Here is a 25,919-nt window from a genome sequence, read left to right on the forward strand (position 1 = left end):
TACGGTCCCCGGCAGTTCGATCAACGAACCATGGGGACGACGGTGGCGACGATCCAGAGCGACGAGCGGCACGAGCAGCAGGTGGGGGCCGACGAGGCCGCCCGCACGCTCGTCGTGGCCGCGGCCGGCACGCTGCTGGTGCTCGTCGCCTTCACCACGATCACCACGATCGTCGGCCCGACGGCCGCCTCGTTCGGGGCCGGGGTCGCCGGTCAGACCTGGGCGCTGAGCGGCATGAGCCTGGGGCTCGCCGCGACGCTGCTGGTCGCCGGAGCGCTCGCCGACGACCTCGGCCGTCGCCGGACCTTCGTCGCCGGCACGATCCTGTTGGCCGCCGCGTCGCTGCTGGCCGCCAGCGCCTGGTCGATGTCGGTCGAGGTCGTCGCGCGCGTGCTCCAGGGCGTCGGTGGCGCGGGCGTGCTCGCCGCCAGCCTCGGCCTGATCGGTCACGCCTTCCCGAGCGGCACCGGGCGGACCCGCGCGACCGGGATCTGGGGGGCGATGGTCGGGGCCGGGATCGCGTTCGGGCCGCTGCTGGCGGCGCTGCTCGAGCAGCACGGCGGCTGGCGACTGGTGCACGTGGTCGAGGCGGTCGCCGCGCTCGCGCTCGCACTCGCCGGCCGGAGGCTGGTCGAGTCGCGCTCGTCGCGGCCGTCGCCGATCGACCTGCCCGGGGTGGCGACCCTCGCCGGCGGGATGGGTGCGCTGGCCGCGGGCGTGATCCGGGGCCGCGCGGGCTGGACCGACCCGGCGACGATCGGGCTGCTCGGCGGCGGGCTCGCCCTGCTCGGCCTGTTCGCGGCGATCGAGCTGCGGCGGCGCCGGCCGATGCTCGACCTGTCGCTCTTCGCCCGGCCGCTGTTCGTGGTCTCGACCAGCGGCGCGCTCTTCATGGGCCTGGCGCTGATCTCGCTGATGAGCTTCTTCCCGACCTTCGGCCAGGCCGCGCTCGGGCTCTCGGGCCTCGGCAGCGCCGCGGTTCTCGCGGTCTGGTCCGGCACCAGTGCCGTCGTCGCCTGGTACTCACGGCGGCTGCCGGCGCGGCTCGACGGCCGCCACCGGCTGATCCTCGCCTTCCTGCTCTGCGCCGTCGGCGAGCTGGCCCTGACCGGACTCACGACCGACGCCGGCTGGGCGCGGGTCGCCCCGGGCCTGCTGATCGCGGGGATCGGCAGCGGGATCGGCAACGCCGCGCTCGGGCGGGTCGCGGTCGAGTCGGTGCCGGCCGACCGCGCCGGGATGGGGGCCGGGGCCAACAACACCGCCCGCTACTTCGGGGGCGCCGCGGGCGTCGCGATCGTGGTCGCGCTGGTCTCCGCCGGCGGCTCGTCCCCGGGAGCGGCCGGCCTGGTCGAGGGCTGGAACCTGGCCGCCGCGGTGACGGCCGGGCTCTGCCTCGTCGCGGCCACGATCGCCGCGGTAAGTCGGCCGCGCGCCGGCCGCTGACGTCGCTCAGCCGCCCGCGAAGACCGCCGGGTCCGGCCCGAGTCGGTGACCGCGGTCGAGGGTCGCGATCGCGTCCAGGTCGTCGTCGCTCAGCGCGAAGTCGAAGACGTCGATGTTCTGCCGGATCCGCTCCGGCGTGACCGACTTGGGGATCACGACGTTGCCGATCTGGAGGTGCCAGCGCAGCACGACCTGGGCGGTGGTGCGGTCGTGGGCCTCGGCGATCTGGACGAGCACCGGGTCGTCGAGGACCTCGCCCTGGGCGAGCGGGCTCCAGGCCTCGGTCACGATCCCGTGCTCGGCGTGGAAGGCCCGCAGCTCGGCCTGCTGGAGCGCGGGGTGCAGCTCGATCTGGTTGACGGCGGGCACGATCGAGCCGACCTCGAGGACCCGCTCGAGCTGCTCGACGGTGAAGTTCGAGACGCCGATCGAGTGCACGCGCCCCTCGGAGAGCAGGTGCTCGAGCGCCCGCCAGCTGTCGAGGTAGAGGTCGTTGGCCGGGGCGGGCCAGTGGATCAGGTAGAGGTCGACGTCGTCGAGGCCGAGCTTCTCGAGGCTGGCGTCGTAGGCGGCGAGGGCGCTGTCGTAGCCCTGGTCGGCGTTCCACAGCTTGGTGGTCACGAACAGCTCGTCGCGGTCGACGTCGGCCTCGGCGATCGCCCGGCCGACGCCGTGCTCGTTGCCGTAGATCGCGGCGGTGTCGATGCTGCGGTAGCCCGCCTCGAGGGCGGACGTGACGGCGGCGGCGGTCTCCTCGTCGGGGACCTGGAAGACGCCGAACCCGAACTGGGGGATCGTCGGTCCGTTGTTGAGGGCGAGGTGGGGGATCGTGGGCATGGAGTGCTCCGGGGTGGGTTGCGGGTCGGGAAGGCTCGTCTGGCGTCTGCCCGTTGTGGGCGCGGGCAAACGGCCGGGTGGGTGTGCGGGTGGTGACGCCGAGGCCGTCCGGGACGCGGGGGACTTCCGCACGCCATCCGGAGGCGCCGGCGGGGCCGTCCATGTCCCGGACGGGGTGGGCCGTCGCGCGGCTCGGTCGGTCGCGGCCCGGTCAGGCCCGGGGCGCGGCGGGAATCGGGGCTGCGCCGGCGCGCGGCGCGGCTGCCCGGTTGCGGTCTCGTCGCTCGAGGCCGCCGGCCAGCAGGGCGACCAGCAGGCCGGCGAGGGCGAGCCCTGCGCCGACGAGGTTCGGCGCGGTGTAGCCGAGCCCGGCGGTGATCGTCATCCCGGCGAGCCAGGCGCCGGCCGCGTTGCCGAGGTTGAAGGCGCCGATGTTGGCGGCCGAGGCGAGCGTCGGCGCGCCCGCGGCCTTCTGCAGCACCCGCGCCTGGAACGGCGGGACGGTCGCGAAGCCGACGGCGCCGAGCAGGAACAGCGTGATCACCGAGCCGATCTGGGAGTGGGCGGTGAAGGCGAAGGCGAACAGGATCACCGTCAGTGCGGCGAGCATCGCGTAGAGGCTGGGCATCAGCGAGCGGTCGGCGAGCTTGCCGCCGACGACGTTGCCGATCACGAGGCCAACGCCGAAGACGATCAGCAGCAGGGTCAGCGAGCTCTCGGAGAAGCCCGCCAGCCCGGTCATCATCGGGGCGATGTAGGTGAACGAGGCGAAGACGCCGCCGAAGCCGAGCGCGGTCATGCCCAGCGCGAGCCAGACCTGGCGGTCGCGGAAGGCGGCGAGCTCGCGGCGGAGGCCCCCGCCCGGCACCAGCGGCTGGCGCGGGACGAGGAAGAGGATCGCCAGCAGGCTGATCAGGCCGAGCGCGCTGACGACCCAGAAGGTCGAGCGCCAGCCGAACGACTGGCCGAGCAGGGTGCCCATCGGCACGCCGAGCACGTTCGCCACGGTCAGGCCGGTGAACATCAGGGCGATCGCGCTGGCCCGCCGCTCGGGGGCGACGAGGTCGGCGGCGACGACCGCGCCGATCCCGAAGAAGGCCCCGTGCGAGAGCGCGGCGACGATCCGGCCGGTCATCAGCAGGCCGTAGCTGGGGGCGAGCGCGGAGAGCAGGTTGCCAGCGATGAACAGGACCATCAGCCAGAGCAGGACGGTCTTGCGGGGGATCTTGGTCGCGGCGGCGGTCAGGACCGGGGCGCCGACCACGACGCCGAGCGCGTAGCCGGAGATCAGCAGGCCGGCGGTCGGGATCGAGACGCCGAAGCTGCCGGCGACGTCGGGCAACAGGCCCATGATCACGAACTCGGTGGTGCCGATTCCGAACGCGCTGATGGCGAGGGCGATGAGGGCGATGGGCATCGGGAGGACCTCGGAGGGCGGTGGTAGGCTTGGTCTGCGGCTTGAACAACAACCAGCGACCGAAATACTTGCGGACGCCGATGATTGCAGACGCGGGCTATCCGTGCAAGCAGCGGTCTCCGGTCGTCCGTCTCCGCCCGCCTACCGAGGACCCGCCATGTCCATGCCCGACGACGCCATCGAAGCCCGAGCCCAGGGGTGGCGCACGCTCGCCGCGCTGCACGCCCGGATCGAGGACCGGCTCGCCCGGGCGCTGGAGGCCGAGCACGACATCAGCGTCAGCGAGTACACGGTGCTCGACGTCCTCAGTCGCCAGGACGAGCACCACATGCGGATGAACCAGCTCTCGAACGCCGTGGTCCTCAGCCAGAGCGCGACGACCCGCCTGGTCGCCCGCCTGGAGGAGCGCGACCTGCTCGGCCGCTACCTCTGCGAGACCGACCGGCGCGGGATCTACACCGAGGTCACGCCGACCGGTCAGGCGCTGCTGGAGGCGGCGCGGCCGACCCACGATCGCGTCCTCCACGAGGCGCTGACCGAGGCGGCCGAGCTCCCCGAGCTCGCCCCGCTGGTCCGCGCGCTGGAGCAGGCGCCGGTCGCCGGCTGAGGTTGGGCCGCGGCGTGGGTTGAGGGAGGCGGGCGCGGGCTGGTTGGGGGACGGCGCGGGTTGGGGCGGCACGGCCGGGGTCGGGTGGCACGGCGGGGGTTGGGGTGGCACGGCCGGGGCGGGGCGCGTTCTCTTTGAGGTTTGCCACCCCTACGGTGGTCAACCTCAAAGAGAACGAGAACCGGGTCGCCACGGCTCCTGCAGCCGGGTTCTCCTTGAGGTTTGCCACCCATACGGTGGTCAACCTCGAAGAGAAGCTCCGGGCACCGCTCCGCGGAGCGGTGCCTCCCCAGCCGGTTGACGTTGAGCACCTGCACAGGTGCTCAGCCTCAACGGGTCGCCGGGTGCGGGCCCTACGGCCCGCCGCCGCCCCCTGCGCGCCCTCAATCCCGCGCCCGCCGCCGCGCCCTGCGCGCCTCAACCCCGCGCCCGCCGCCGCACGAGGCCCCGCGTCACCCGCCGCGAGCCGCGCCCTGCCCCTCAGCCCCGCAACCGCAGGGTCACCTTCTTGGTCGCCTTCGCCCCGCCGGCCGGCTGGAGCGTGAAGCGGGCGATCACCCGCGGCGTCGGGGTGGCCCGCAGCAGCCGCCGGCCGGCCGCGTTCGGGCGGACCAGCACCGTCGTGGCCTTGCCCGCGGCGACCCGGATCCGCGCGCTCCCGAGGGTCTGGGTGCGCTTGCGGCCCTGGACCGTGATCGTCCGGCTCAGGACCAACGTGCCCGAGACGCTGCTCGTGCCCCGGTTGCGGAGCGCGATCCGGATCCGGCCCCCGGCGACCCGGCCGCTCGCCGGCAGGCCGACCCGCAACGTGGTGCGGGCGACCGTCGATCCTCCGGGCTTCGAGCCCGCCCCGACCCCCGGGCCCGGAGCCGGCGGGACGACGGCGGGCGCGGTCTCCGTCGGCGGCTCGTACGGGGCCGGGGTGACCGGCGGCTCCGGCTTCTCGATCTCGATCGGGGTCGGCGTCGCGTCGGCGTCGTAGCGGAGCTTCGGCGCCTGGTCCGAAAGCCGGTGGCCGTCGCCCTGGAGCTGCTGCTCGAGCGCGTAGCCGTAGCCGAGGACCTTGGCGTCGTCGAAGGCCCGCCCGACGATCTGGAGCGACATCGGGTCGCCGTGCGGGTTGGCCCCGACCGGCAGGATCAGGGTCGGCAGCCCGACGTTCGAGGTCGGCACGCCGGTCCCGCGGTCCGACGACAGGGTCTGGGCGCCGTCGTTGTCGTAGACGTCGCTGCGGAAGCCCGGGTAGACGACCGCGTCGACCCCGGCGTCGTCCATCCACTGCCGGTAGCGGTCCTTGGCCGCGTCGCGGGCGGCGATGATCTTGGCCACGTCGGTCTCGTTCAGCCGCGGCTGCGGGGTCGAGCTCTGGCGGTTGTAGGGCAGGACCTTCGGCGACGACAGGATCCCGGCGGCGGTCGTGAACGGCGGGTCGTCGTGGGCCTCGAAGTAGTGCTGCCAGCCCTCCTCGGTGCGGCTGCCGCTGAGGCCGGAGACCGAGGTCGACTGGCTCGGGGCCGCGGTCTCGATCGGGACCAGGGTCGCGCCGGCCGCCTCGAGGTCGAGCAGCCGCGTCTTCAGCGCGACCACGGTCCCGTCGTCCTGGCCGTAGGTCGGGTTGTCGTCGAAGGCCCCGGGCAGGTAGCCGATCCGCTTGCCGGCCAGCGCCCCGCGGTCGAGGGAGGTCGTCCAGTCCTCGGGCCGCTTGGCGTCGGCGTCGGCGTGAACGGTCGCCGGGTCGTTCGGGTCGGTGCCGGTGGTGACGTTGAGGATCCGGGCGACGTCGCTGGTCGTCCGGGCGAGCGGGCCCTCGAAGTCCTGGAGGTAGGTCAGCGGCATCACGCCGGAGCCGGACGAGATCCCGTCGGTCCCGCGCAGCGAGACGAGGCTGGCGCCGGTCGCCGGGGCGTAGAGCGAGACGCCGGTCTGGGTCCCCATCGCGAAGCCGGCGAAGCTGAGCGCGGTCGCGACGGCGGAACCGCCGCTGGAGCCGAGCGCGGTCTTCGACGGGCCGAACGCGTTCCACGTCATCCCGTAGCCGCTGTCGCTGTAGCTGCCGGAGTTGGCGAACTCGGAGAGATTGGCCTTGCCGAGGACCACCGCGCCGGCGGCGCGCAGCCGCGCGACCTGGAAGGCGTCCTGCTTGGGCCGCCAGCCCTCGAAGGCGAGGCTGCCGTCGGTCGTCGGCATGTCCTTCGTGTCGTAGAGGTCCTTGACCGCGACGGGGATCCCCAGCAGCGCGCCGGTCGCCCCCTTGGCGCGGGCGATGTCGGCCGCCTTCGCCTGGGCCATCGCGTCGTCGGCGACGGTGATGAAGGCGTGGAAGCCGAAGGCGCCGGTGTCGTAGGCGGCGATCCGGTCGAGGTAGGCGCGGGTGATCTCCTGCGAGCTGGTGCGGCCGGCGGCGAGGTCGTCGCCGAGCTCGGTGATCGACTTGTCGACGACGTCGTAGCGGGAGGTCGTGACCGCCGGCGCCGGCGGCCTCTGGGCCGGGACGTCCGGCGGGACCGCGCCGGCGCAGGCGGCGGGGTCGAAGCCGACGACGGTCGCGACGTCCCAGTTGGCGATCGTGCAGCGGACGCCGGTGCTGACGTCGTCGAGGTTGGGCGCGGCGGCGAGGCCGGCGGCCGCGGTCTGGACGGCGGTGATCTGGGTCCCGGCGGTCCCGCTCGTCTCGCGGCGGCCGGCGACCACGAAGTGCAGCAGCGAGGCGGTCTCGCCCGGCTCCAGGGTCAGCTGGTTGCGGTAGCCCTGGAAGTTGGCGTCGAGGCCGGTCAGCGGCAGCAGCGAGCCGAACGGGTTGCGCTGCTGGTTGCCGGTCCCGAGCAGCGCGCCGCCGAACGGGGTCGGGCTGCCGAGCACGACCGCCGACGGCCCGCGCGAGGCCGGTCCGGCGGCGGTCGCGTTGGCCATCGCGACCCAGGCGTCGTCGCGGCCGATGGTGGTGTCGCCGCTGGAGCTGCCGACGACCTGGCTCTGGTTGGTGCCGGTGTTGAGGCCGACGGTGCCGCCGAACGAGACGTCGACGGTCACGGTCCGGTTGCTGGTGTTGGTGAAGCCGTCGATCCAGCGTGCCCAGTTGCCCGGCTTGCCGATCTTGATCGCGCGGCTGATCGCGACCCCGCCGAGGGTCACCGTGCGGGTCGAGGAGAAGCCGTCGACCCCGTCGAAGCGGAGCCCGAAGCCGCGCATCAGCTCGCCGTTGAAGCGTGAGCTGGGGTCGCTCTCGGGGACGTCGGAGACCCGGACCTTGATCCCGCCGTAGCCGTAGAAGGCGTTGTCGGTGATCGCGCGGATGCTGCCGGTGTCGACGGCCGGGGCGGCGGCGTCGTGGACCTGCCAGTCGGCGTCGTTGGCGGTCCGGACGGTGTTGACGGCGGCGGCCGGGGACGCGGCGGCGAACGAGACGGCCAGGGCGGTGAGGCCCCCGGCGGTGACGCGGGCGAGTGCTGGGTGCTTCATGGGGGGTCCCCTCGAGAGCGCGTGCGGCCGACCGGGCGACGGTCCAGCGCCGCGCGGTCGGCCGCGGAGCGCGGCGTACAGGTGTGCCCGACCAGCGTCGCAACGGGGTTCGCCGCGCCGACTAGCAGCGTGTCCTGTACGCCGCAGGGGCGATGCGCCCGGCGTCCAATCGCTGGCCCGCGTGTCGTGTACGCCACGGCGAGCGTGCGCCCGGCGGCCAAGTCGACCTCGCCCCGAGACCCGCTACCGCGCGGGGGCGGCCGGGAGACTGAGGCCCGTCCCGCCCCGGCCGCTCGCCCCGTCCGTCCGGCCCCGCCTGCCCGTCCCGCCCGTCCCGCCCGCCCGTCCGCCCGGCCGGTCCTGCACGCCGGCCGGTCCCGCCCGCTCGCCCGCGGAGTCGGAGCCCGCGCCCGGTTCTCCTCGAGGTTTGCCACCCATACGGTGGTCAACCTCGAAGAGAACGCGCCCCCGCGCCCCCGCGCCCCCGTAGTCCCGTTATTTCCCCGCCGAGGCCGGGAAGTAGGCGCCGAGCCAGCGCTCCAGCTCGGCGTAGACCTGCTTGCGGACGGGAGCGGCGGAGAGCACCAGGTCGTGCATCCCGTCCTCGACCCGCAGGCAGCTGACGTGGCGGCCGATCGCGGTCGCCCAGCGGGCGATCAGGTCGGCGTCGAGCACGCTGTCGGAGCGGAGCAGGACGTCGTCCCAGCCGCGCGGGGCGCTGCTCGCGGTCGAGCACATCACCAGCGTCGGCACGCGCACGTCGAGCCCGCGGTGGAGCTGCTTCTGGGCGCGGCGGATCGCGTGCAGCCAGCCGGCCCGGACCGGGAAGCCCTCGATCGGCTTGAGCGCGAGGTCGAACTCCCACTCGCCCTCGTGGTCGCGGTGGATGCTGCGCGGGTAGAGCGTCGAGAGCCCGCCGGGGAGGATCCGGTACGGCCGCCGCGGCCCGACGGCTGCGGCCAGCCCGCCGGTCAGCTCGCGGACGACCGCCGGCATGTTGAGGTCGAGGAACGGGCTGTTGAGGAAGAGCGCGTCGGGGCCGCCGCCGATCCGGCGCGCGTGGGCCCAGAGGGCGGCGGTCAGGCCGCCGGTCGAGTGGCCGTTGACGAGGATCTGGCGGTGCCCGTCGGCCCGGATCGCGGCGGCCGCGGCGTCCAGCTCCTCGAAGTAGTCGCCGATCGCGTGCACGAAGTAGGGCGTCTGGTGCGAGCCCAGCGAGCGGCCCGACTTGCGCAGGTCGAGCGCGTAGAAGGCGTAGCCCTGGGCGGCGTAGAACTCGGCCAGCTCGCGCTGGAAGAAGTAGTCGACGAAGCCGTGCACGTAGAGCACGGCCCGCTCGCCGTCGCTGGCGGCGTGGCGGACGAGGGTCGCCTCGACGGGGCCTTCGTCGTCGGGTGTGAGCGGGATCGTCCGCGTCGTGTAGCCGTCGCCGAGCAGCGGGTCGGGGCGCGTCATGCCCGGAGTCTGACGCACGCGTGCGGGGACCGAGGCGAACCGACGCCAAGACGCCGCCGGTTCGGACGGTCTGGAGTCAGCTCGCGTCGGCGGCCGGGTTCTGGCGTGCGATCTCGCGTCGAAGGGCGACGCACATGGACGCCGGGCCGGAAGGAGCGACGCGAAAGGACGCCGAGAGGCTGTGCCGGTCGGGGATCTGGAGTCAGGACGCGTCGGTCTCGGGCTCTGGAGTCAGTTTGCGTCGGATAGCGACGCGAAATGACCCCAGCTCGGTGAGGTGACGCGAAATGACTCCACCTGGGCCGCCGCCCACGGAGCCCCGCCGTCCGGCCGACCGCCGTCCGGCCGACCGCCGTCCGGCCGACCGCCGTCCGGCCGACCCGCCCCGTGCAGGCCGACCACCGACCGCGACTCCGACTAGGCGCCGAGGCCGTCGACGCAGAGGTACTTCAGCTCGAGGAAGTCGTCGAGGCCGTGGCGCGAGCCCTCGCGGCCGAGGCCGGACTGCTTGACGCCGCCGAACGGCGCGCCCTCGTACGAGATCAGGCCGGTGTTGACGCCGACGACGCCGAACTCCAGCGCGTTGCCGACCCGGGCGATCGTGCCCGCATCGCGCGAGAAGAAGTACGCCGCGAGGCCGAACTCGGTCGCGTTGGCCTGGGCGACAGCCTCGGCCTCCTCGCTGAACCGGAAGATCGGCGCGACCGGCCCGAAGGTCTCCTCGGTGGCGATCCGCATCTCCGACGTGACGCCGGTCAGGACGGTCGGCTGGAAGAACGTCCCGCCGAGCTCGTGGGCGTCGCCGCCGCAGGCCACGGTGGCCCCGCCGTCGACGGCGTCCTGGACGTGCTCGCGGACCTTCTGCAGCGCGGCGTCGTTGATCAGCGGCCCCTGCTCGGAGCCGACGTCGAAGCCGTTGCCGACCTTGAGCGCGGCGACGGCGGCGGTGAAGCGCTCGACGAACGCGTCGTGGATGCCGTCCTGGACCAGGATCCGGTTGGCGCAGACGCAGGTCTGGCCGGCGTTGCGGAACTTCGAGTCGATCGCGCCCTTGACGGCGACGTCGAGGTCGGCGTCGTCGAACACGATCAGCGGAGCGTTGCCGCCCAGCTCGAGCGAGAGCTTCTTGACGGTCTCGGACGTCTGCCGGATCAGGTGCTTGCCGACGGCGGTCGAGCCGGTGAAGGTCAGCTTGCGGACCAGCGGGTTCTCGGTCAGCTCGCCGCCGACCTGCTCGGCCGGGCCGGGCACGACGTTGACGACGCCCGCGGGGATCCCGGCGCGGTCGGCCAGCTCGGCCAGCGCGAGCGCGGAGAGCGGGGTGGCGGGGGCGGGCTTGACGACCATCGTGCAGCCGGCCGCGAGCGCGGGCGCGAGCTTGCGGGCGATCATCGCCATCGGGAAGTTCCAGGGCGTGATCGCGGCGCAGACGCCGATCGGCTGGCGGACGGCCAGCAGCTGACGGCCGGGCACGTTGGTCGGGATCACGTCGCCGTAGGCGCGCTTGCCCTCCTCGGCGTACCACTCGACGAACGAGGCGCCGTAGAGGATCTCGCCCTTGGCCTCGGCGAGCGGCTTGCCCTGCTCGGCGGTGATGATCGTGGCGAGGTCGTCGGCGTGGGCGACGATCAAGTCGAACCAGGCCCGCAGGACGTTCGAGCGGTCCTTGGCGGTGCGGGCGGCCCAGGCGGGGAAGGCCGTGGCCGCGGCGGAGACGGCCCGGCCCGCGTCGCTGCGGTCGCCGTCGGCGACGGTCGCGACGGCGTTGCCGGTGGCGGGGTCGGTGACCTCGGCGCGAGCGCCGGTGGCTGCGGGGCTCCACTGGCCGTCGACGTACAGCTCGTCCCGCAGCAGCGTGGGGTCGTTGAGCGCGAAGGGAAAGGCGAGGGTCGTCATGGGCGTGCTCCTGCGGGGGCTCGGGAAACGGGACAGCGAACGTCTGAATGCTCGCATAACGCGCAATTGAACGCAATCCGTGCAAAACGCTGGACAACGACGCGTTCGTCTGCGAATGTGCGAGGACCGCGCACCTGACCGCAATGCGAGCAACTGTGACTGCACGAACCGATTCCCGCGACGCCGACCGTCGCTTCGTCTTCCACCCCTTCAGCAACGCCGGGCGCCACGAGCGCGACGGCGCGGCCGCGATGATGATGTCCGGCTCCGGCGCGCGGCTGACCGCCGCCGACGGCACCGAGTACATCGACGCGATGGCCGGCCTCTGGTGCGTGAACGCCGGCTACGGCCGGCAGGAGATCGCCGACGCGCTGCACGAGCAGGCCCTGACGCTGCCGTACTTCCACGGCTTCTCGTCGATGGCGACCGCCCCGCCGGCCGTGCTGGCCGAGAAGGTCGTCCAGCTCGCCGGCCCGCAGATGTCGAAGATCTTCTACGGCAACAGCGGCTCCGACGCCAACGACACCCAGCTCAAGCTGGTCTGGCTCTACAACAACATCCTCGGCCGGCCCGAGAAGAAGAAGGTCATCGCCCGCAACCGTGGCTACCACGGCGTGACGATCGCCTCCGCGAGCCTCACCGGCCTGCCGGCGATGCACAAGAGCTTCGACCTGCCGCTGCCGCAGATCAAGCACACGAGCGCCCCGTACCGGCTCTGGGACGCGCTCCCGGGCGAGACCGACGCCGCCTTCTCGCAGCGCCTGGCCGACGACCTCGAGCAGCTGATCCTGGCCGAGGGCCCCGACACCGTCGCCGCCTTCATCGCCGAGCCCGTCCAGGGCGCGGGCGGCGTGCTCGTCCCGCCGGACGGGTACTTCCCCGCGATCCAGGCCGTCCTGCGCAAGTACGACGTGCTGATGATCGCCGACGAGGTCGTCAGCGGGTTCGGGCGTCTGGGAAGCTGGTTCGGCAGCCACCTGCTGGGCATCGAGCCCGACCTCATGACCGTCGCCAAGGGGATCACCTCCGCCTACGTCCCGCTCTCGGGCTGCATCGTCTCGCAGAAGGTCTGGGACGTCGTCTCGAGCGAGGAGGACGGGGTCTTCCAGCACGGCTACACCTACAGCGCGCACCCGCTGGCCGCCGCCGCGGCGCTGGCCAACCTCGAGCTGATCGAGCGCGACGGGCTGATCGAGCAGGTCAACGCCCGCGGCGACGTCATGCGCAAGGCGCTCAACGACGCCTTCGCCGACCACCCGCTGGTCGGCGAGGTCCGTGGCATCGGCCTGGTCGGCGCCGTCGAGTTCGTCGCCGATCGCGATCCGATGACCCGCTTCGACCCGTCGCAGATGGTCGCGGCCCGGATCACCCGGGCCTGCCTCGACCGCGGGATCATCACGCGCGCCCTCCCGGCCGCCGACACGATCTCGTTCTCGCCGCCGTTCGTGATCAGCGAGGACGAGATCGGCGCGATCGTGTCCGGGGCCCGCGCGGCGCTGGACCAGGTCGCGGACGAGCTGGTCCGCGAGCGCGTCTAGCCCCCGACCACACCGCCCGCCCGTGCCGCCGTCGCCCGAACCCGATCCGTCGCGGCCCCTCCGGCTGGGGTTGCTCGTCAACCCGGTCGCCGGGCTCGGCGGGCGGGTCGGGCTGAAGGGCAGCGACGGCGGCGCGATCCAGCGCCGGGCCGTCGTGCTCGGCGCGCGGCCGCTGGCGGGCGTGCGGACCGTGCGGGCGCTGCGGCGGCTGGCCGACCGCGCGCCCGAGGTCGAGGTCGTCGCCGCGCCCGGCGAGATGGGGGCCGACCAGGCCCGCGCCGTCGGGTTGCGGACGACCGAGCTGCCCGGGGCGACCGGCGAGCCGACCACCGCCGACGACACCCGCGCGGCCGCGAGCGAGCTGCGCCGGCTCGACGTCGACCTGCTGCTGGTGGCCGGCGGCGACGGCACGATCTGCGACGTCTACGACGCGATCGGCGCGACGCTGCCCGTGCTCGGGCTCCCGACCGGGGTCAAGATGCACTCCGGGGTCTTCGCCGCCACCCCCGAGGCAGCCGGCGAGGCCGCTGCCGCCTACCTGCTCGATCCGGCCGCGATCGGCCTCCGCGACGCCGAGGTCGCCGACATCGACGAGGCGGCCGTCCGCGAGGGCCGGATCGCCACCCACCTCTACGGCGTCGTCCGCGTCCCGCGCGACGCCGGCCGCGTGCTCGCCGCCAAGGGCGGTCCGCCGCGCGTCTCCGACCACGACCTCGACGGCGCCGCCGCCCGGATCGTCGCCGACCTCGAGCCGGGCACGCTGCTGCTCGTCGGTCCCGGCACCACCACCGCCCGGATCATGCGGGCGCTCGACCTGCCCGCGACGCTGCTCGGCGTCGACGCGGTCCGCGACGGCGAGCTGCTCGGCCGCGACCTCGACGAACGGGCGATCCTGCGGCTGCTCGACGAGTCGCCGCAGGCGCTCCTCGCGCTCGGCGTCGTCGGCGGCCAGGGCTCGCTGCTCGGCCGCGGCAACCAGCAGCTCTCCGCCGCCGTCGTCGGCCGGATCGGGCGCGACGGCCTGCGGATCGTCGCCGCCCGCGAGAAGCTGATCACGCTCGACCCGCCGGTGCTCCGCGTCGACACCGGCGACCCGGCCGTCGACGAGGTCGTCTGCGGCTACCTACCCGTCCGAGTGTCACGACGTGAGACCGTCGTGATGCGCCTGTGCCCCTGACCCCACCCGGAGGCTCCTGCATGTCACCCCCGTCCGCTCACCCGTACATGGCCAACTCGGCGCCCGCGCTGCGGCGCGAGCTGCTGGACGCGATCGGCGTGGACGACGCCGAGACGCTGTTCGAGCAGATCCCCGCCGACCACCGCCTCCAGGGCGAGCTGCGGCTGCCGCGGGCGCTGCGCTCGGAGGCCGAGCTCGAGCGTCACCTGCGCACGACCCTCGGCCGCAACGGCTCGACCGAGGACCACCTGAGCTTCCTCGGCGGCGGGGTCTGGCCGCACTACGTGCCGGCGATCTGCGACGAGATCGCGGGCCGGACCGAGTTCGTGACCTCCGAGTGGGGGACCCCCGCCTCCGACCACGGCCGCAACCAGGCCTGGTTCGAGTTCGCGAGCATGCTCGGCGAGCTGGTCGACCTCGACTTCGTCGGCCTGCCCGTCTACAGCTGGGGCTGCGCCGTCGGCCACGCGGTCCGGATGGCGAGCCGGATCACCGACCGCTACGAGGTCCTGGTCCCCGAGAACCTCGACCCCGAGCGGCTCGCGGTCCTGCGGACCTACTGCGACCCGACCGAGCTGCCCGGGCACATCGGGATCGTCACGGTCGCCGTCGACCCCGAGACGGGCGGCCTCGACCTGGCCGACCTCGAGCGGCTGGTCAGCGCGAAGACGGCCGCGGTCTACTTCGAGAACCCCTCGTCGCACGGCGCGATCGAGACCCGCGGCGCGCAGCTCGCCGCCGTCGCCCGCGCGGCCGGCGCCGAGACGATCGTCGGCGTCGACCCGCTCTCGCTCGGCGTGCTCGCCCCGCCGCCGTCCTACGGTGCGGACATCGTCGTCGGCTCGACCCAGCCGCTCGGCATCCACATGAACTGCGGCGGCGGCACCGGCGGCTTCATCGCCACCCGTGACGACGAGCGCTACGCCCGCCAGTACCCGACCCTCCAGGTCTCGATCGCCCCGACCCGGGTCGCGGGCGAGGTCGGCTTCGCGATGGCGCTGTTCGAGCAGTCCTCCTACGGGCGCCGCGAGGACGGCAACGACTGGACCGGCAACTCCGTGTACCTGTGGGCCGTCGTCAACGCGACCTACATGGCGCTGATGGGGCCGCACGGCTTCGTCGAGCTGGGCGAGCTGATCCTCCAGCGCAGCCACTACGCCGCCCGCCGGCTGGCCGAGCTGCCCGGGGTCAAGATCGCCCACGAGCACGTCTTCAAGGAGCTGGTGGTCGACTTCTCGATGACCGGCAAGACCGTCGCCGAGATCAACGCCGCGCTGCTCGAGCGCGGGATCTTCGGCGGCGGCGACCTCTCCGGCGGCGCCGACGACCCGCGCCAGCGGGCGCTCTACTGCGTCACCGAGGTCCACGCCCAGGACGACATCGACCGGCTCGTCGCGAGCCTCCAGGAGGTGCTCGCCGCATGAGCAACGCGCTGCCCCGCTACCACGCCGCCGTCTGGGACGAGCCCGTCGTGCTCGAGATGGGCCGCCCCGGCCGCCGCGGGATCCTGGCCCCCGAGCCGGAGGAGGCCGTCCGCGCCGACGTCGCCTCGCTGCTGCCCGCGGGCGTCCGCCGCCAGACCCCGCCGGCGCTGCCGGAGCTGTCCGAGTTCGAGGTCCAGCGCCACTACCTGCACCTGTCGCAGATGACGCTGGGCATGATGGGCGTCAACCTCTTCGGCACCTGCACCATGAAGTACAACCCGCGGGTCAACGAGCGGGTGACCGCGCGCCCCGAGCTGGCCGAGGTCCATCCCGGCCAGGACCCGTCGACGCTCCAGGGCGTGCTCGAGATCGTCCACGGCTTCGAGCAGATCCTGCGCGAGCTGTCGGGGATGGAGCGGTTCGTCTTCCAGCCCGGCGGCGGCGCCGACGCGGCCTACACGCACGCCTGCATCACCCGCGCCTACCACGCGTCCCGCGGCGAGCAGGCCCAGCGGACCGAGGTCATCACCACGATCCAGACCCACCCGTGCAGCCCGGCGACCGCCGCGGCGGCCGGCTTCGACGTGGTCACGCTGCCGCTCGGCCCCGACGGCTACCCGACGCTCGAGTCGCTGAAGGCGGCCGTCTCGGACAGGACCGCGGCGCTGATGGTCGGCAACCCGGACGACATGGGGATCTACAACCCCGAGATCAAGGAGTGGGTGCGGATCGTCCACGAGGCGGGCGGGCTCTGCTTCTACGACCACGCCAACTTCAACGGCGTGATGAGTCGGATCCGCGCCCGCGAGCTCGGCTTCGACGCCTGCATGTACATGCTCCACAAGACCTTCGCGGGCCCCAAGGGCGGCGGCGGTCCGGCCGTCGGCGCCTACGGCTGCTCGGAGGAGCTGGTGCCGTTCCTGCCGCGGCCGCTGGTCGACCTCGTCGACGGGACCTACCTGCTCGACGAGGAGGGCCCGCAGTCGATCGGCAAGGTCCGCGAGTACTGGGGCAACGTCCCGGTCGTGGTCAAGGCCTACTCGTGGGCGCGCTCGCTGGGGGCCGAGGGGCTCCGCCAGGCGGCCGACCTCTCGGTGATCGCCAACAACTACATGGAGGGCCGCCTGCTGAAGATCCGCGGCCTGACCAAGTCGCAGCCGCACGTCACCCAGCACCGGTTGGAGATGACCCGCTACAGCCTCGGCCAGGTCGCCGAGGACACCGGGATCGACGTCCACGACATCCAGAACCGGATGGTCGACTTCGGCGTCGATGCGCCGTGGCTCAGCCACGAGCCGTGGATCGTGCCCCAGCCGGTCACCCCGGAGGCGGGCGAGACCTGGTCGAAGGAGGACATCGACCTCTGGATCGACGTGCTCGAGCACGTGGTCGAGGAGGCCTACGCGAACCCGGAGATCGTCCGGACCGCACCCCACAACCAGGCGATCCACCAGGTCCAGGTCGACGGGGTCGACGATCCCGCCCGCTGGGCGACGACCTGGCGGGCGCACGTCCGGAAGCGGGCGACGGCATGAGCGGGGCAGCCCCCGGCCCCGCCGATCCGGTCGCCGTCGCGATCGTCGGCAGCGGCAGCATCGGCGTCGCCTGGGCGCTGGTCTTCGCGCGCGGCGGCCACCCGGTGACGGTCCACGACCCCGACGCCGAGCGGCTGGCGGCGTCGGAGGGCGAGCTGCTGCTGCGGTTGGAGGAGCTGCACGGCCACGGCCTGCTGGCGGAGGCGCCGGCGACCGTCGCCGCGCGCGTCAGCCGCAGCGTCTCGCTCGAGCAGGCGCTCGAGGGCGCCGGCTACGTCCAGGAGTGCGCGCCGGAGAGCGTCGCGCTCAAGCGCGAGCTGTTCGCGGCGCTCGACGCCGCGGCAGCGCCGGACGTGCCGCTGGCGTCGTCCTCGTCGTTCCTGACCGCCTCCGAGTTCGCCGACGAGCTGTCCGGACGCCACCGCTGCCTGGTGGTGCACCCGGGCAACCCGCCCTACCTGCTGCCGGTCGTCGAGCTGGTCCCGGCACCGTTCACCGACCCGGCGCTGGTCGACCGCGTCGACGCGCTGCTGGCGTCGGTCGGGATGTCGCCGGTGCGGGTCCGGCGCGAGGTCGAGGGCTTCCTCTTCAACCGCCTCCAGGGGGCGCTGCTGCGCGAGGCCTACTGCCTCGTCCGCGACGGGGTCGCCTCGGTCGAGGACGTCGACCGGGTCGTCCGCGACGGGCTCGGCCGCCGCTGGTCGGTGATCGGGCCGTTCGAGACGGTCGACCTCAACACCCGCGGCGGGATCGCGGCCCACGCCGAGCGGATGGGACCGTCCTACGCCCGGCAGGGCGCCGAGCGCGGCCAGGACGATCCGTGGACCCCGGAGCTGGTCGCGGAGGTCGCCGCCCAGCGCCGCGCGCTGCTGCCGCTCGAGGACTGGCCGGCACGGGTCGACTGGCGCGACCGACTGCTGATGACCCTCGAGGCCGCGCGGGCGACGGAGTCCGCCGACGGCGGGGAACGGTAGGTTGCGCCCGTGAGTACGAGCAGCCCAGGCCCCGCGACGGCGGACGACGACGAGGCCCCCGCGCGGTCGCGCGACTTCGTCCAGTCGCTCGAGCGCGGCCTGGCGATCATCCGCGTCTTCAGCGCCAAGACCCCGTCGCTGACGGTCACGGAGATCGCCCAGATGACCGGTCTGACCCGGGCGGCGGCACGACGGTTCCTGCTGACGCTGGTCGAGCTCGGCTACGTGACCACCGACGGGCGCCGCTACGAGCTGACCCCGCGGGTGCTGGAGCTGGGGTACTCGTACCTCTCGGCGCTGTCGTTCCCCGAGGTCGCGCTGCCGCACCTCGAGCAGCTGGTGACCGACGCCCAGGAGGCCAGCGAGGGCGCGATCCTCGACGGCGGCGACGTCGTCTACGTGGTCCGGGTCCCCGGGCCGGCGCTGATGACGATCTCGGTCAACGTCGGCGCGCGGATGCCCGCCTTCGCGACCGCGCTCGGTCGCGTGCTGCTGGCCGGACTGCCCGACGACGCGCTCGAGCGCTACCTCGCCCGCGTCAAGATGCCGGCGCTGCTGCCCCGTACGATCACCGACCCGACCCGCCTGCGCGAGGAGATCCTGCGGATCCGCGAGCAGGGCTACGCGATGGTCGACCAGGAGCTGGAGGAGGGCCTGATCGCGCTCGCCGTCCCGGTCCGCGACCGCTCGCGCCGGGTCGTCGCGGCGATCAACGTCTCGACCCACATCGGCCGCAAGTCGGCGGAGGACATGCGCGGCCTGCTGCCCGCGGTCCAGCAGGCGGCGACGAACATCGAGGCGGGCCTGTCGGGGTCGGTCGAGCGAAACACCGGGCCCGCCCGCTGATCCGCGGGAGCGGAGCGAACGCGACCACGGGAGGACTGGCGTCAGATTGCGTCGGCTGGCCGAACTGGCGTCAGGTTGCGTCGCTATCCGGGCTCGTCTGACGCCAGAAGCTGACGCCAGTTGGTGCGAGGCGGCGGTTGGCGCTGAGGTGATCGTGGACCAAGCAGGTCGGGGCGGATGATGCGAGAGCTGGCCGCCAGGCCTGCCGAGCGTCAGCCGGCCCGAGATGCGCCGCGTCCACGGCCGCCTCAGCGCCAACCGGCTAGGCCCGGACCTCGGTGACCGAGACGAAGAGGTCGTCCGGGTCCTGGAAGTAGGCGTAGCGCCAGCTCGCGCCGTCGCCGAGGTCGATCGTCTGCGGCTCGCAGAGCAGCTCGGCGCCCTGCGCGCGCAGGTGCGCGACCGCCAGCTCGAGGTTGCGGGCGCCGATCGCGAACTCGAACGGCCCGACGTGGCCCCACTCGCCGCGCATGTCCGGCGACGGCGGGTCGTGCTGGACCGGCTCGAGGCCGCCGCCGTGGGGGTTGGTCAACAGCATCATGTGCTGGCTCGGCGGCGTCCGCGGGGCGAACCACGGGTCCATCGAGTCGAGCCGGCCGTTGGTCTCGAACAGCTGGCCGGTGAAGCCGAGCGCGCGGTAGAAGGCGCGCGAGCGCTCGATGTCCTTGACGCCGAAGGCGACGTGGTTGACGCCCTGGAAGCCGGGTTCGGCGGGCCAGCCCTGCTGGAGGTCGGCCCAGTCGATCATCTCGATCTTGGCGCCGTCGGGGTCGGCGACGTAGGACATGCTGCAGCGGGTGTCGAGCGGCGGCACCAGCGACTCGTCGGGCTCCATCAGGCTGGCGGCGCCGATCTCGTCGACCATCCGCCGGTACATCGCCGGCTGGTCCTTGACGTGGAGGCAGACCTCGCAGATCCCGAGCTCGCCCCAGGCCATGCCCTCGGGCATCGGCGGCGGGGTCCGGTCGCTGGTCTGGACGAGCTTGATCGCCGCCGGGCCGAGCGGGGTCGCGTTGGCGCTGCGCAGCAGCACGACCCGGGCCTCGGTGCCGGAGCGGCCGGCGACGGCCTCGAGGCCGGGCAGCGGCCCGCTGTGGTCGAAGGCGACCTCGGTGAAGCCGATCGCCCGGTAGAAGGCGAGCGATCGCTCCATGTCCGTGACCCCGACCCCGATGTGGTCGACGCCGATCATGGTTCCGTGACTGCGGTCTGCGGCCATCCCGTGCCCTCTTCTCGGGTGCCGTCGCGGCGACGACACCGGGTTCCGCGGGCGCCGGAGCGCGGTGCCCGCCTGTGTTCTTCCTACTGGTTCCAGTCTGGCGCGCGTGGATTTCACGGGCGCTGCATGAATGCTCGCAGAACGCACAAGTAGCCGCAATCCGCGCATTTCCGTGGTCGAATGCACGCACTGCGACCAACTGTGCGCTTGACGAGCGGAGCGTTCTCACTTATCGTGCCGTCAATGCTTCGCTTCTCCGTCACGTCCGACCCGGGTGCTTCGCCCACGGTCGGCGAGGTTGCGCGCCCGGCGAAGGGCACGCGATGACGCTCCGTCTCGGTGCCAAGGTCCCGAACAGCGGGCCGCTCCCGACGTCGATCGGGATCCCCACGATGGCGCGCGACCTGGAGGACGTCGGGTTCGAGTCGCTGTGGGTCAGCGACCACGTCGTCCTGCCGCGGACGATCGAGTCGCACTACCCGTTCGCCGAGGACGGCAAGGCGACCTGGGCGACCGACACCCCCTACTTCGAGGCCCTGATCGCGCTGGCGCTGATGGCCGCCGCGACCGAGCGGGCCACGCTCGGCACCGCCGCGCTGGTGCTGCCGCTGCGCAACCCGGTGATGCTGGCCAAGCAGGCCGCCACGATCGACGTGATCAGCGGTGGGCGGCTCTCGCTCGGCGTCGGCGCCGGCTGGCTGCGCGAGGAGTTCGAGGCGCTCAACGTCCCGTTCGAGAAGCGCGGCGCACGGATGGCGGAGTGGATGAAGATCCTCCGCGAGTGCTGGACCGGGACCCCGGCCGCTCACTCCTCCGAGCGCTACGAGCTCGCCGCGGACACGCTCTGCCTGCCCCCGGCGACCTCGACGATCCCGCTGCTGGTCGGCGGCCACTCGCCGATCGCGCTCCGGCGCGCCGGTCGCCTCGGCGACGGTTGGCTGGCCCAGCAGGCCGTGCCGGAGATCGACACCGACGAGCTCGCCGCGGGCAAGGCGGCGATGGCCGCCGCCGCGACCGAGGCCGGCCGTGACCCGCAGGCGCTGCGGCTGGTGCTGCGGCTCGTCGAGTCGGCCGGCGCCTGCGACGTCGTCGCCCAGCGGATCCCGGACCTGGTCCGGGCCGGGGTCGACGAGATCATCGTCGACGTCGTCCGCGACGGTGGCGACCTGAAGGCCGACCACGACCTGCTCCGCGACGCGGCGGTCTCGGTATGACCGGCCCCGACGTCCACGCACCCGACCCGCACTCCGCCGCCAGCGGCCTGCTCCGGGGCCGCAACGTCGTCGTGACCGGCGGCGCCAGCGGGATCGGCGCCGCCGTCGCCCGCCTCTGTGCCGCCGAGGGCGCCAACGGCGTCGTGCTCGACCGCGCCGTGACCCGCGAGACCCCCGTGCCCGAGGGCTGGGGCGCGCTCGCCGTCGACGTCACCGACGACGCCGCCGTCGCCGAGGCCTTCACCGCGATCGACGGCCTCTTCCCGCGGATCGACGTGGTCGTCGCGGCCGCCGGGATCGTGCCGCGCTGGCGCCCGATCGCCGAGCTCGACCTCGACGAGTTCGACCAGGTCCTGGCCGTCAACGCCCGCGGGGTCGCCTCGACGATCAAGCACGCCGCCCCGCGGCTGAGCGACGACGCCTCGATCGTCGCGGCCGCCTCGCTCAACTCCTGGCGCGGCGACGCCAACCTCACCAGCTACGCCGCCAGCAAGCACGCCGTGCTCGGGATCGTCCGCTCGGCGGCGCTCTCGCTCGGCAAGGCCGGCGTCCGCGTCAACGCGGTCGCCCCCGGGCCGATCGCGACCGAGGCCCTGCTGGCGCGGATGGCCGCTCGGGCCGCCGGCGACGGCCTGCCGGTCGAGGACGCGCTCGCCGGCGCCGCCGCGGGCACCGCGCTCGGCCGGATCGCCACCCCCGACGACGTCGCCGGTGCGGTCCTGTTCCTCGCCAGCGGTCTCGCGGGCGGGATCACGGGCCAGTTGCTGCCCGTCGACGGCGGGATCATCTAGGTATGCCCAGTACGCGCTCCTCGATCTCCTTGACCGGTCGCAGCGTGCTGCTGACCGGAGCATCGCGCGGGATCGGTGCGGCGACGGCGCGGGCCCTGGCCGCCGCCGACGCCTCGGTCGTCGCGCACTACCGCAGCGGTCGCGACGGCGCCGACGCGGCGACCGCCGCCCTGCCGGAGGCACAGCGCCTGCTCGCCCAGGCCGACCTCGCCGTGCCCGGCGCCGGTCGCGAGCTGTGGCAGGCCGCGACCGCCTGGCGCGAGCGGATCGACGTGCTCGTGCTCAACGCCGGGATCATGCCGTCGACGCCGATCGACGGCGACGACGCGAGCTGGGACGCCGGCTGGGAGACCGCCCTCCGCGTCAACCTGCTGGAGCCGGCCTCGCTCCTGCGCGAGGCCGTCAACCACTTCGTCGCCCACGGCGGGGGCACGATCGTCGTGCTCTCCAGCTGGGCCGCTCAGCAGGGCTCGCGGGTCGCCGACCTGCCCGCCTACGCGGCCTCGAAGGCCGCGATCCGCAACCTCGCCCAGACCGTCGCGCGCAACCACGCCCGCGACGGCGTCCGCGTCCACGTGATCGCTCCGGGCCTCGTCCGGACGGAGATGATGGAAGCCTCGGCCGCCGATCGCGGCGGAGCCGAGGCGGTCGCCGAAGGTCTCGCCTCCGGCAAGCTGATCGAGCCGGAGGAGGTCGCAGGCCTGATCACCTTCCTGGCCAGCGACGCCTGTCCCAACCTCTCGGGCGCCACGCTCGACCTCAACGGAGCCTCGTATGTCCGCTGATTCCCCCGTCGCCCTCGTGACCGGAGGCGCTCGCGGCATCGGCCGCGGGATCGCCAGCGTCCTCGCCGCCCGCGGCGACGACGTCGTCATCGCCGACGTCCAGCTCGCGCTGGCCGAGGCGACCGCCGCCGAGCTGGTCGCCGCCGGTCACCGCGCCCGCGCGATCCAGATCGACGTCTCCGACGTCGAGGCCGCCGCAGCCGTCGTCGCCGAGCTCGACGCCGCGACCCCGTTGACGACCGTCGTCAACAACGCCGCGCTGGCGTCGTCCGGCCCGATGGTCGAGGTGACGCCGGCCGAGTACGACCGCGTCACCAACGTCAACGTGCGCGGAACCTTCTTCATGGTGCAGGCCGCACTGCGGGCGATGATCCCGCGGGGGACCGGAAACGTGGTCAACATCTGCTCGACCTCGTCGTTTACCGCGTCGACGAGCGATATGACCGTCTACGATACGTCGAAGACCGCCGTACGCATGATCACCCAGGCCGCCGCCAAAGAGGTCGCGCGGACGGGGGTGCGGGTCAACGGCGTGGCTCCGGGAACGCTCGAGACCGAGCTGACCAAGCCGCTGTTGACCGCGGACGGCTTCGCCAACCTGGCGACCACCCGGATCCCGCTCGGGCGTCTGGGCCGGCCGACCGAGATCGGCGAAGCCGTTGCCTGGCTCGCGTCCGACGCATCGTCGTACGTGACCGGCCACATCCTCGTCGTCGATGGCGGTTGGCTCGCGTAGGCGGGCCGCGAACCCTCCCTCACCTGACCACCTGACGCACGCGAATGAGAGCAGCCCCGACCGTGTCGCAGCCCCCTGACACCCATCCCACGCCCGCGCACGCCGCCTCCTCCGACGCGGGCGAGCCGATCATCGAGCTGCGCGAGCTGCGCAAGTCGTTCGGCGACCTCGAGGTCCTGAAGGGCATCGACCTGCGCGTCCAGCAGGGCGAGCACGTCGTCCTCTTCGGTCCCTCCGGCTCCGGCAAGTCGACGGTCCTGCGGAGCATCAACCTGCTCGAGCAGCCGACCTCGGGCTCGCTCCGGGTCGCCGGCGTCGAGTACGGCCCCGGTCTGCCCGGCGAGGCCTCGGTCCCGCGCGGCAAGCCGCTCGACCTGCGGCGCTCGGTCGGCATGGTCTTCCAGTCCTTCAACCTCTTCCCGCACCTCACGGCGCTGGAGAACGTCTGCCTGCCGCTGCGCTCCGTGCGCAGCGTCAAGCGCGACGAGGCCGAGCAGCGCTCGGCCGAGGCGCTCCGCCGCGTCGGTCTGCTGCCGCGCGCCGGGCACTACCCGAAGCAGCTCTCCGGTGGACAGCAGCAGCGGGTCGCGATCGCCCGTGCGCTGGCGCTCGACCCGAAGGTGATGCTCTTCGACGAGCCGACCTCCGCGCTCGACCCCGAGCTCGTCGGCGACGTGCTCGCGACGATGCGCGAGGTCGCCGAGATGGGGATGACGATGGTGATCGTCACCCACGAGCTCGGCTTCGCCCGTGAGATCGGCGACCTCAACGTCTTCATGGAGGACGGCGTCGTGGTCGAGAGCGGCCCGCGCGGCTTCTTCGACCAGTGCCTCAACCCCCGTACCCAGAAATTCCTCTCGGCGGTCCTCTGATGCCTCTCGCGACCAACTACGACTGGGGGCTCGTCTGGGAGAACCGGACGATGCTCCTCGACGGCCTGATGACCGCGATGGGGGTGGCCGGCGTCGCGCTGGTGATCTCGGTCGTCGCGGGCATGGCCCTCGCCCTGCTCCGGATGCGGCCCGCGCCGTTCTCCTGGATCGCGGCGATCTACATCAACGTCTTCCGTGGCGTGCCGGCCCTGGTCAGCGTGATCTGGGTCTACTTCGGCGTCTCGCTGCTGCTCGGCGTCAGCTTCACGGTCTTCCAGGCCGGTGTGATCGCGCTCTCGCTGCTGTACAGCGCGTTCCTGGCCGAGATCTTCCGTTCGGCGCTGAACGCGGTGCCGCCCGGACAGAAGGAGGCGGGCCTCGCCCTCGGCATGCGGCCGGTCCGGATCTTCATCTCGATCACCCTGCCGCAGGCGATCAAGATCGCGCTGCCGAACGTCGGCAACATGTTCATCGGGATGGTCAAGGACACCTCGACCTTCACCGTGATCGGTCTGCTCGAGGTCGTCCGCGTGACGCAGAACCTCGTCGCCAGCACCTTCCAGCCGTTCGTCCTCTACACGGCCGCCGCGGCCCTGTACGTGATCGTCGCGTTCATTCTCGACTTCCTCTTCCGCCTCATCGAGCGCACGCTGGAGAGCCCGCCCAACGGGCGTCTCTCGCGAGCGATTCGCCGTCGTCGTCAGCAGCGGATCCAGGCCATCATCGACAGCATGTCGGCCCCTCCGCAGTCGACCAACGCAGCAGCGTGAGCACCGCTCGCGTTCCGCAGATCCCCGAAGGAGACCCTTCCATGACCACCACCACGCGGTTCCGCCGGCACGCCCGGCGGGCCTCGATCGCGGCCGCCACCGCCGCGATCGCCCTCACCCTCACCGCCTGCGGATCATCGGACGACGACAAGTCGGCCAACGCCGCGTCGGGCGACAGCTCCAGCAAGTCGGCGGACCTGGGTCTGCAGACCCCGGGCACGCTGACCGTCGGCATGAACCTCCAGTTCGAGCCGGAGATGTACCTCAAGAACGGCAAGCCGGCCGGCTACGACGTCGACCTGCTGAACGTCCTGGCCAAGCAGCTGGGCGTCAAGCTGAAGATCGAGAACCTCGACTTCAACGGCCTGATCCCGGGCCTCCAGAGCAAGAAGTTCGACATGGTCTCCGTCGGCCTCTCGCCGACCCCCGAGCGCAAGAACGCGATCGACTTCACCCGCGGGTACGTCCCGTACACGCAGGTCGTCGCGGTCGCCAAGGGCGACACGACCCCGGGCACGATCGAGGCCTTCAACAACTCGGGCAAGTCGTTCACGGCGCTCCAGGGCTCGACCGGCGAGTCGCTGGCCAAGAAGCTGTTCCCGAAGGCGAAGCTGACCGGCTTCAGCGAGCAGAACGCCGCCCTCCTGCAGGTCGCGACGAAGCGCGCGAACGCCAGCGTGCTCGAGGACTACATCCTCGCCCGCTACCAGGCCGCCAACCCCGGCCAGCTCGTGAAGGCGCCGTTCGCCAAGCCGCTGGACATCCAGTACGGCTCGTGGGGCGTCCAGAAGGGCAACGACGCGCTCGTCACGAAGCTCGACGGCTTCCTCTGCACGGTGCAGAACGACGGCACGCTCGCGAAGCTCTACAAGAAGAACTTCGCGGTCACCGAGTTCCCGCCGATGCCCAAGGGCTGCTGAG

21 protein-coding genes are annotated in these 25,919 nt (G+C 73.0%); 15 read left to right on the plus strand and 6 right to left on the minus strand.

Annotated elements, in window-relative coordinates; all coding sequences use genetic code 11:
- Positions 1–30 precede the first annotated feature (30 nt).
- Positions 31–1,446 carry an MFS transporter gene (locus ACVUH9_RS10210; RefSeq protein WP_475756493.1) on the plus strand — a complete coding sequence of 472 codons (1,416 nt, stop codon included), beginning with the start codon at positions 31–33 and terminating at the stop codon, positions 1,444–1,446.
- 6 nt (positions 1,447–1,452) lie between these two features.
- Here ACVUH9_RS10210 and ACVUH9_RS10215 read toward each other — a convergent pair whose 3' ends face one another.
- Positions 1,453–2,283, minus strand: a complete 831-nt coding sequence (locus ACVUH9_RS10215; RefSeq protein WP_475756495.1) for an aldo/keto reductase — start codon at positions 2,281–2,283, stop codon at positions 1,453–1,455.
- Between the two features lie 211 nt (positions 2,284–2,494).
- Complete coding sequence (locus tag ACVUH9_RS10220) at positions 2,495–3,700, minus strand: MFS transporter (RefSeq protein ID WP_475756497.1); 1,206 nt, start codon at positions 3,698–3,700, stop codon at positions 2,495–2,497.
- Between the two features lie 157 nt (positions 3,701–3,857).
- Here ACVUH9_RS10220 and ACVUH9_RS10225 point away from each other — a divergent pair, with 157 nt between their 5' ends.
- On the plus strand, positions 3,858–4,307 hold the full coding sequence (locus ACVUH9_RS10225) for a MarR family winged helix-turn-helix transcriptional regulator (RefSeq protein WP_475756499.1): 450 nt from the start codon (positions 3,858–3,860) through the stop codon (positions 4,305–4,307).
- A gap of 480 nt (positions 4,308–4,787) precedes the next feature.
- On the opposite strand, the gene ACVUH9_RS10230 is transcribed toward ACVUH9_RS10225, so the two are convergent.
- The 3 genes from ACVUH9_RS10230 to ACVUH9_RS10240 form a co-directional block, all read right to left on the minus strand.
- Positions 4,788–7,766 carry an amidase gene (locus ACVUH9_RS10230; protein ID WP_475756501.1) on the minus strand — a complete coding sequence of 993 codons (2,979 nt, stop codon included), beginning with the start codon at positions 7,764–7,766 and terminating at the stop codon, positions 4,788–4,790.
- 495 nt (positions 7,767–8,261) lie between these two features.
- Positions 8,262–9,221 carry an alpha/beta hydrolase gene (locus ACVUH9_RS10235; protein ID WP_475756503.1) on the minus strand — a complete coding sequence of 320 codons (960 nt, stop codon included), beginning with the start codon at positions 9,219–9,221 and terminating at the stop codon, positions 8,262–8,264.
- A 417-nt stretch (positions 9,222–9,638) separates the two neighbouring features.
- Positions 9,639–11,117, minus strand: coding sequence for an NAD-dependent succinate-semialdehyde dehydrogenase (locus ACVUH9_RS10240; protein WP_475756504.1), 1,479 nt, complete (start codon positions 11,115–11,117; stop codon positions 9,639–9,641).
- A 143-nt stretch (positions 11,118–11,260) separates the two neighbouring features.
- On the opposite strand from ACVUH9_RS10240, the gene ACVUH9_RS10245 reads away from it, so the two are divergent.
- From ACVUH9_RS10245 to ACVUH9_RS10270, 6 genes are read left to right on the plus strand one after another with little or no spacing between them, the layout of a single operon-like run.
- The gene (locus ACVUH9_RS10245; RefSeq protein WP_475756506.1) at positions 11,261–12,655 is read left to right on the plus strand and encodes an aminotransferase; all 1,395 of its coding nucleotides are present in this window, start codon (positions 11,261–11,263) and stop codon (positions 12,653–12,655) included.
- Between the two features lie 22 nt (positions 12,656–12,677).
- Positions 12,678–13,832: an ATP-NAD kinase family protein gene (locus tag ACVUH9_RS10250; protein ID WP_475756508.1), complete on the plus strand. Its 1,155-nt coding sequence runs from the start codon at positions 12,678–12,680 to the stop codon at positions 13,830–13,832.
- A gap of 20 nt (positions 13,833–13,852) precedes the next feature.
- Positions 13,853–15,256 carry an aminomethyl-transferring glycine dehydrogenase subunit GcvPA gene (gene gcvPA / locus ACVUH9_RS10255; RefSeq protein ID WP_475756510.1) on the plus strand — a complete coding sequence of 468 codons (1,404 nt, stop codon included), beginning with the start codon at positions 13,853–13,855 and terminating at the stop codon, positions 15,254–15,256.
- Entirely contained in the window at positions 15,253–16,791 is a 1,539-nt protein-coding gene (gene gcvPB / locus ACVUH9_RS10260; RefSeq protein ID WP_475756512.1) for an aminomethyl-transferring glycine dehydrogenase subunit GcvPB, read from the plus strand. The genes gcvPA and gcvPB overlap by 4 nt, the downstream gene beginning before the upstream one ends.
- Positions 16,788–17,765, plus strand: coding sequence for a 3-hydroxyacyl-CoA dehydrogenase (locus ACVUH9_RS10265; protein WP_475756514.1), 978 nt, complete (start codon positions 16,788–16,790; stop codon positions 17,763–17,765). Before gcvPB ends, ACVUH9_RS10265 begins: the two co-directional genes overlap by 4 nt.
- A gap of 9 nt (positions 17,766–17,774) precedes the next feature.
- Positions 17,775–18,611, plus strand: coding sequence for an IclR family transcriptional regulator domain-containing protein (locus ACVUH9_RS10270; RefSeq protein ID WP_475756516.1), 837 nt, complete (start codon positions 17,775–17,777; stop codon positions 18,609–18,611).
- Between the two features lie 262 nt (positions 18,612–18,873).
- On the opposite strand, the gene ACVUH9_RS10275 is transcribed toward ACVUH9_RS10270, so the two are convergent.
- Entirely contained in the window at positions 18,874–19,830 is a 957-nt protein-coding gene (locus ACVUH9_RS10275) for a VOC family protein (protein WP_475756519.1), read from the minus strand.
- A gap of 323 nt (positions 19,831–20,153) precedes the next feature.
- On the opposite strand from ACVUH9_RS10275, the gene ACVUH9_RS10280 reads away from it, so the two are divergent.
- The 7 genes from ACVUH9_RS10280 to ACVUH9_RS10310 all read left to right on the plus strand — a co-directional run bounded on the left by ACVUH9_RS10280 (position 20,154) and on the right by ACVUH9_RS10310 (position 25,918).
- Positions 20,154–21,044 (plus strand): TIGR03619 family F420-dependent LLM class oxidoreductase, encoded by an 891-nt coding sequence (locus ACVUH9_RS10280; protein WP_475756521.1) that lies wholly within the window; start codon positions 20,154–20,156, stop codon positions 21,042–21,044.
- On the plus strand, positions 21,041–21,835 hold the full coding sequence (locus tag ACVUH9_RS10285) for an SDR family NAD(P)-dependent oxidoreductase (RefSeq protein ID WP_475756523.1): 795 nt from the start codon (positions 21,041–21,043) through the stop codon (positions 21,833–21,835). The genes ACVUH9_RS10280 and ACVUH9_RS10285 overlap by 4 nt, the downstream gene beginning before the upstream one ends.
- A gap of 2 nt (positions 21,836–21,837) precedes the next feature.
- Positions 21,838–22,620, plus strand: coding sequence for an SDR family NAD(P)-dependent oxidoreductase (locus tag ACVUH9_RS10290; protein ID WP_475756525.1), 783 nt, complete (start codon positions 21,838–21,840; stop codon positions 22,618–22,620).
- Entirely contained in the window at positions 22,610–23,356 is a 747-nt protein-coding gene (locus ACVUH9_RS10295; RefSeq protein WP_475756527.1) for an SDR family NAD(P)-dependent oxidoreductase, read from the plus strand. Before ACVUH9_RS10290 ends, ACVUH9_RS10295 begins: the two co-directional genes overlap by 11 nt.
- A gap of 128 nt (positions 23,357–23,484) precedes the next feature.
- Positions 23,485–24,228, plus strand: a complete 744-nt coding sequence (locus ACVUH9_RS10300) for an amino acid ABC transporter ATP-binding protein (RefSeq protein WP_475756569.1) — start codon at positions 23,485–23,487, stop codon at positions 24,226–24,228.
- On the plus strand, positions 24,228–24,998 hold the full coding sequence (locus tag ACVUH9_RS10305) for an amino acid ABC transporter permease (RefSeq protein WP_475756529.1): 771 nt from the start codon (positions 24,228–24,230) through the stop codon (positions 24,996–24,998). The genes ACVUH9_RS10300 and ACVUH9_RS10305 overlap by 1 nt, the downstream gene beginning before the upstream one ends.
- A gap of 41 nt (positions 24,999–25,039) precedes the next feature.
- Entirely contained in the window at positions 25,040–25,918 is an 879-nt protein-coding gene (locus tag ACVUH9_RS10310) for an ABC transporter substrate-binding protein (protein ID WP_475756531.1), read from the plus strand.
- Position 25,919: the final 1 nt, after the last annotated feature.

This window comes from Patulibacter ginsengiterrae (assembly GCF_056269115.1).